At 58.1% G+C, this 4,886-nt stretch carries 5 protein-coding genes; 2 read left to right on the top strand and 3 right to left on the bottom strand.

What is annotated here, in order from left to right; genetic code table 11:
• The coding region (locus tag IQ273_RS30560) for a homocysteine S-methyltransferase family protein (protein WP_194026857.1) at positions 1 to 987 on the bottom strand (987 nt) is incomplete at its 3' end.
• A gap of 137 nt (positions 988 to 1,124) precedes the next feature.
• Positions 1,125 to 1,679, bottom strand: a complete 555-nt coding sequence (locus IQ273_RS30555) for a Rieske 2Fe-2S domain-containing protein (RefSeq protein WP_194026856.1) — start codon at positions 1,677 to 1,679, stop codon at positions 1,125 to 1,127.
• A 225-nt stretch (positions 1,680 to 1,904) separates the two neighbouring features.
• Between IQ273_RS30555 and uraH the strand changes: the two genes are divergently transcribed.
• Positions 1,905 to 2,264, top strand: a complete 360-nt coding sequence (gene uraH / locus IQ273_RS30550) for a hydroxyisourate hydrolase (protein WP_194026855.1) — start codon at positions 1,905 to 1,907, stop codon at positions 2,262 to 2,264.
• 651 nt (positions 2,265 to 2,915) lie between these two features.
• The gene (locus IQ273_RS30545) at positions 2,916 to 4,601 is read left to right on the top strand and encodes a hypothetical protein (RefSeq protein ID WP_194026854.1); all 1,686 of its coding nucleotides are present in this window, start codon (positions 2,916 to 2,918) and stop codon (positions 4,599 to 4,601) included.
• Between the two features lie 13 nt (positions 4,602 to 4,614).
• Here the strand turns inward: IQ273_RS30545 and IQ273_RS30540 are convergent.
• Positions 4,615 to 4,886 (bottom strand): ribulose bisphosphate carboxylase small subunit (locus IQ273_RS30540; protein WP_194026853.1); only part of this gene is annotated, 272 nt, incomplete at its 5' end.

Below are 4,886 nucleotides of genomic sequence, written 5' to 3'. Positions count from 1 at the left end.
CCCCTGCTCCTCTGCTCCCCCGCTCCCCCGCACAGCCCTTTCCTTCGGTCGCAAATCCTGCGCCAGTTCCGCCAGCTGGGCAATGTGCTCAGGCCGGGTGCCGCAACAGCCGCCGATCACCTGCACCCCCAGGTCTTCGATGAAGTGCATCAGCGACATCCGCAGCTCCATTGGCGACAGATGGTAAACAGCATTGCCGCCCACGTTTTCGGGCAGACCGGCGTTGGGAATGCAGGAGATCACGAAGGGCGACTGCTCGGCCAGGTGGCGCACGTGGTCTTTCATCAGGTCGGGGCCGGTGGCGCAGTTGAGGCCCAAAATGTCGATCGGGTAGGGTTCGAGAATGGTCAGGGCCGCCGCCATTTCGGTGCCGACCAGCATGGTGCCCTGCTGCTCCATGGTGACGGAGACCATCAGGGGCAGACGGGTACCGGTGGCGGTAAAGGCTTCTTCAATCCCGTTGAGGGCAGCTTTGATTTGCAGCACGTCCTGGCAGGTTTCGACCAGCATCAGGTCAGCGCCGCCGTCGATTAGCCCCTTCGCCTGCTCCACGTAGGCATCTTTCAGCGTATCGAAGTCAATGTGGCCGAGGGTGGGTAGCTTGGTGCCCGGCCCCATAGAGCCCGCAACAAAGCGGGGCTTTTCTGGGGTGGAATACTCATCAGCGACGCGGCGGGCCAGGGCGGCGGCGGTTTTGTTGAGTTCGTAGGCGCGATCGGCCAGGTCGTATTCGGCCAGCACAATCGAGGTGCCGCCGAAGGTGTCGGTTTCAATCACGTCGGCCCCAGCTTCGAGGAACCCTCGGTGGACGATCTCGACCGCCCTGGGATTTGTGAACACCAGGTATTCGTTACAGCCTTCGTACTCAGGGCCGCCAAAGTCGTCTGCGGTAAGGTTTTGCACCTGGAGGTTGGTACCCATGGCACCGTCAAAAACCATCACCGGGCGATCGGGGCTGTGGAGGCGATCGAGAAAGGTGCTAGACATGGGGCGTTAGAACGGGATTGCGACAGAGATCACCTATTATCAACCATTGCCCCAAAAGTCGGTAGGTGGCGTTCTAGGCCAATTCTAGAATTACCTCTCCTCGCAAACGTTGATGGGCAAGACTTAGCGCAGATCGTTTAGCGCGGATCGATGGCCGGGGCTCGGTCGATGAGGCGAATTTGGTTTTGCCGTTCTACTACCGTGACGAGCGGCAGTGATTGGCGGGCAGGCCCCCGCAGCCGTCGTCCCTGGGCGTCAAACTTAGAGCCGTGGCAGGGGCAGGCAAAGCGGTTTTGGTCAGCCTGCCAGATCACGGCGCAGCCCCGGTGGGGGCAGACGGGGCGAATGCCGTAGGGGGCGATCGCTGGCCCCGATTCAATCACCAAATAGGTAACGCTGGGCAACCCCTGAACCGGCTGCGGCACGCCTGGCGAAGTAGTAGGCAAGAAGGTATCGAGGGCGATCGCATCCCCTTCTGCATCCAGCGCCTGCACCCCCGGTAAGTAGTCGAGGCAGCGAGAATTTTGCGGAAACATGGAGCACAGTTCTTCTAGGTCTTGGCCAGCGGCGGCAGCAGGCCGCAGAAAAACCATGGCGATCGTCCCCAGTCCACCCCCGGCTATGGCCCTGAGCAGATGCCTGCGGCTGTAGGGTAAGGGCTGATTAGACTGGGGATTTGAGGAAGAAGTCATAGTATCCAAAGTAACGATGGAACGGGCTTAGATCTACCTAGAGGTGCCCGGTTGGCTAAAGTTCAGGCTAACGAACAATTCTGAGGATTTACCGCGATCGACCCATTTGGGCGGGTTGGTGTCCTTAAACGGGATATTTTTTGAGATGGGCTCTCTTAGGCCTCCATCCAAGGGCTTCTTACTATATGCTTTGTCTGTAGCTATTTGCCATGATTCATCACCACAATGGGCAGACTCTCCACCCACGTTCTCGACACAGCCCTGGGTAAGCCCGCCGCCTCGCTGCGGCTAACAGTCTGGGCCATTAATAATGAAGCCGACATTAAAACAGCGCTCAAGACTGTAGAAACCAACAGCGAAGGCCGCACCGACGAGCCACTGCTCGATGGCGACGAGCTGCAAAAAGGCACCTATGAAATTACGTTTGATGTGGCGGCCTACTTCGCTCAGACGGGGGCGGCTCTCTCCGAGCCACCATTCTTAGACCAAATTCCGGTTCGCTTTACGGTGGCCGACCCCAGCGGCAATTTTCATGTGCCGCTGCTGGTGTCGCCCTGGTCGTACAGCACCTATCGGGGCAGCTAGCCTGCTCCCAACGCTGGGCTTGCCGGTTCATTGTTCTTGAGCAACAGGGGGACGTTGCAAAGGAACGGCGCGATCGCACAAAGCAACAAGGGGACGTTGCAAAGAAACATCGCGATCGCACAAAGCAACAAGGGGACGTTGCAAAGAAACATCGCGATCGCACAAAGCAACAGGGAGATGTTGCAAAGGAGCGGCGCGATCGCGCAAAGGAACAAGGGGACGTTGCAAAGAAACAAGGGGACGTTGCAAAGGAACGGCGCGATCGCCTAGAGGAACCTCGCACGGTTGCAGAGGAACGTTGCGATCGTCCAGAGGAACTACCGAGCATTACTTTAGATGGGGTGGTGTTTGGCGTCCCTAAAGAGCGGGTTCTTTGAGAGGCCGCCAGGGTTACCGTCTCTGGCCCAGCAACCCGGTTTCTTGGGGACGAGCGATCCGCTCCGGTGTTGTCGTCGTCAGCCACTTAAGGCCGTTGGATCTGAAGCTGCTGCATGATTGTCTCGTATGTGAGGCGATATGAGGGGCGGCAGCTAATACGCTGTGCCAAGGGCGACAAATTTTCTATGAGCTAAGTGCGATCGGGGCTCAAACTGCCCCTTGATGCTGTCTTTGGCATCTATAGCTTTGACCAGCGCGCTTAGGACATAGGCCATGATTCTACAGCCAAAACAAAAACAATTTATGTCAGTGGTCTTTGGGCTGACTGCTGTTATTTACTCAGGCGGTGAAGCAGTAGCCGCCCAAAACCAGGATATGCAGGCAAGACTACTAGCGGATATTGCCTTTCAATACGCCGATTTAGAACAATCCCAGCGATCGCTTGACGTTTTAGATCAGGCACAGCGATCCGTTGCAGAGATGACAGATATTTGCTTTCAGGCCAACCCCTTGACTAAGGTGGCAGGCGGCTATCGCCTAGTGGGACAAAACGAGCAGGGCAAAACGCTACTAGCAAAGGCCATTCAAACGGCCCAGACCCAGGAAGCCACAGGCTGTAGCGGCAGCGCTACCTCGCCGACCGAGTCGTTGGTCAACCGAGCCCATGAGTACGCTGAGGATGGACACCTTGAGCTGGCTATTGAGCTGAGTCAGGGCCTAAAAGAGCCAATGCTGATGGCGGAACTAGCCGGTGACTTGTTTGAGGCCGGTCAGCCCAGGCGGGCTAGAAATCTGCTGAATCAGGCCATTGACCTAGCCAAAGGCATAGAGGATTCGTTTTACGCCACCCAAATGCTGACCGTTATGGCCAATCGGCTGCGACTAGCTGGCCATAGCGATCAGGCTCAGAGGGTGTTAGAGCAGGCCCTAGAGAGCAGCAGCACGTTTGATTTGGCCCAATCAGAGGACGCTGCTTCGTCGCAGCTCAATGCCATCCTGTCGATTTCGCGAGAACTGGTGGCCGCTCAGGCGCAGCCCCAGGCGCTTGAGCTGCTGGCTCAGATCAGGCCCCAAATCGAAACCTTAGCGAGTCCTTTTCCAGCCGATCGGTTTGTCTATTGGGTCGATGCCGCCCTACAGTACGCCGATCTGGGTCAGCAGCCTGAAGCTGAAGCGATTTTGGCCACTGCCCTGGCGGCGGCTGAGGCGATGCCCAAGGGCGAGACGCAAACCCGAGATGACGCCTTGAGCAGAGTTGCTAATGGCTACATCAAGCTGGGCGACATCGACCGGGGGCTAAACATTAACGCCTCTATTCAGTCGGCAAACGCCCGAGCTGGGGTAGTACGAGAGGCTACGATCGCCCATGCTGCCGCCGATGATCTTGACGCAGCGATCGCCCTGGCGCGATCGACAGGCCAAGAAAATTTAAACTTAGCGCTAACCGAGTTGGCCAGATACTACCTAGCCCAAAACCAGCCCGACCAGGCCTGGGAGATAGTGCAGACGCAGTCAGTGCAGGGCGTGGCGTCGGAGGTGGCCGTTGGCTATCTTGAGGCCGAACAGCCTGAACAGGCCCTAGAGGTGGTCAAAACTAGCGAGCTAGAAGGCTTTGCTGCCGATGTAGCCCTGGCTTATGCAAAAGCAGGGCAGCCTGAGCAGGCCGCCGCTGGCCAGTTAGACTATTTGCGACCCGCCATTGCCCGTGAGCTGGCTCAGCAAAAGCAGTTTGACTCGGCCCTTCAAGTCGCGCAGTCCATTACTGACGACATTTACAAGGCCCAGGCGTTGATTGCGATCGCCCAGGCCTACGGCCCTACCGCCCCGGCAGAGAGGGGGTTGTTCCAGAGCCTGCTAGCCAACCTGGCCAGTTTCTTGACCGGGGGTGCTGGCGACTCCGAGCGCCAGAAAGCGATCGAGGTGCTGGAGCAGGCGCTTCAGATTACGCGATCGCTCTGAGCGTGGATTGGCCCTAACGCCCTGGCCGCTGAATAATTTGCTCCATCACCCGCTGCTTGGTCTTGGGATCGATCCCGATTAGCCGCACGTAGTCCTGAGCGTAGTCGCCCAGGCAGCGTTCCACTGCGGTACTGGCGGTGGCAGCATCCTGCCCGGAGATGGCGGGGCCGCTCTGCCAGGCGTTGGTTTGAAACCGCCGCTTATCGACATGCTCTATGCCCAGGCGATAGCCCTGGGAGAGGATGGCGTTGATTTGCTGGCGCACATCAGGGGTGAGGGTGGATG

The organism is Nodosilinea sp. LEGE 07298, assembly GCF_015207265.1.
Taxonomy (GTDB): domain Bacteria; phylum Cyanobacteriota; class Cyanobacteriia; order Phormidesmidales; family Phormidesmidaceae; genus Nodosilinea.
Note: the sequence above shows the minus strand (reverse complement) of the source record. Positions and strands in the feature narration are given on the sequence as shown.

Excerpts from the sequence above, each read along its gene's own strand:
- IQ273_RS30555 (WP_194026856.1), bottom strand. The coding sequence starts at position 1,679 with ATGACTTCTTCCTCAAATCCCCAGTCTAATCAGCCCTTACCCTACAGC.
- uraH (WP_194026855.1), top strand. The coding sequence starts at position 1,905 with ATGGGCAGACTCTCCACCCACGTTCTCGACACAGCCCTGGGTAAGCCC.
- IQ273_RS30545 (WP_194026854.1), top strand. The coding sequence starts at position 2,916 with ATGATTCTACAGCCAAAACAAAAACAATTTATGTCAGTGGTCTTTGGG.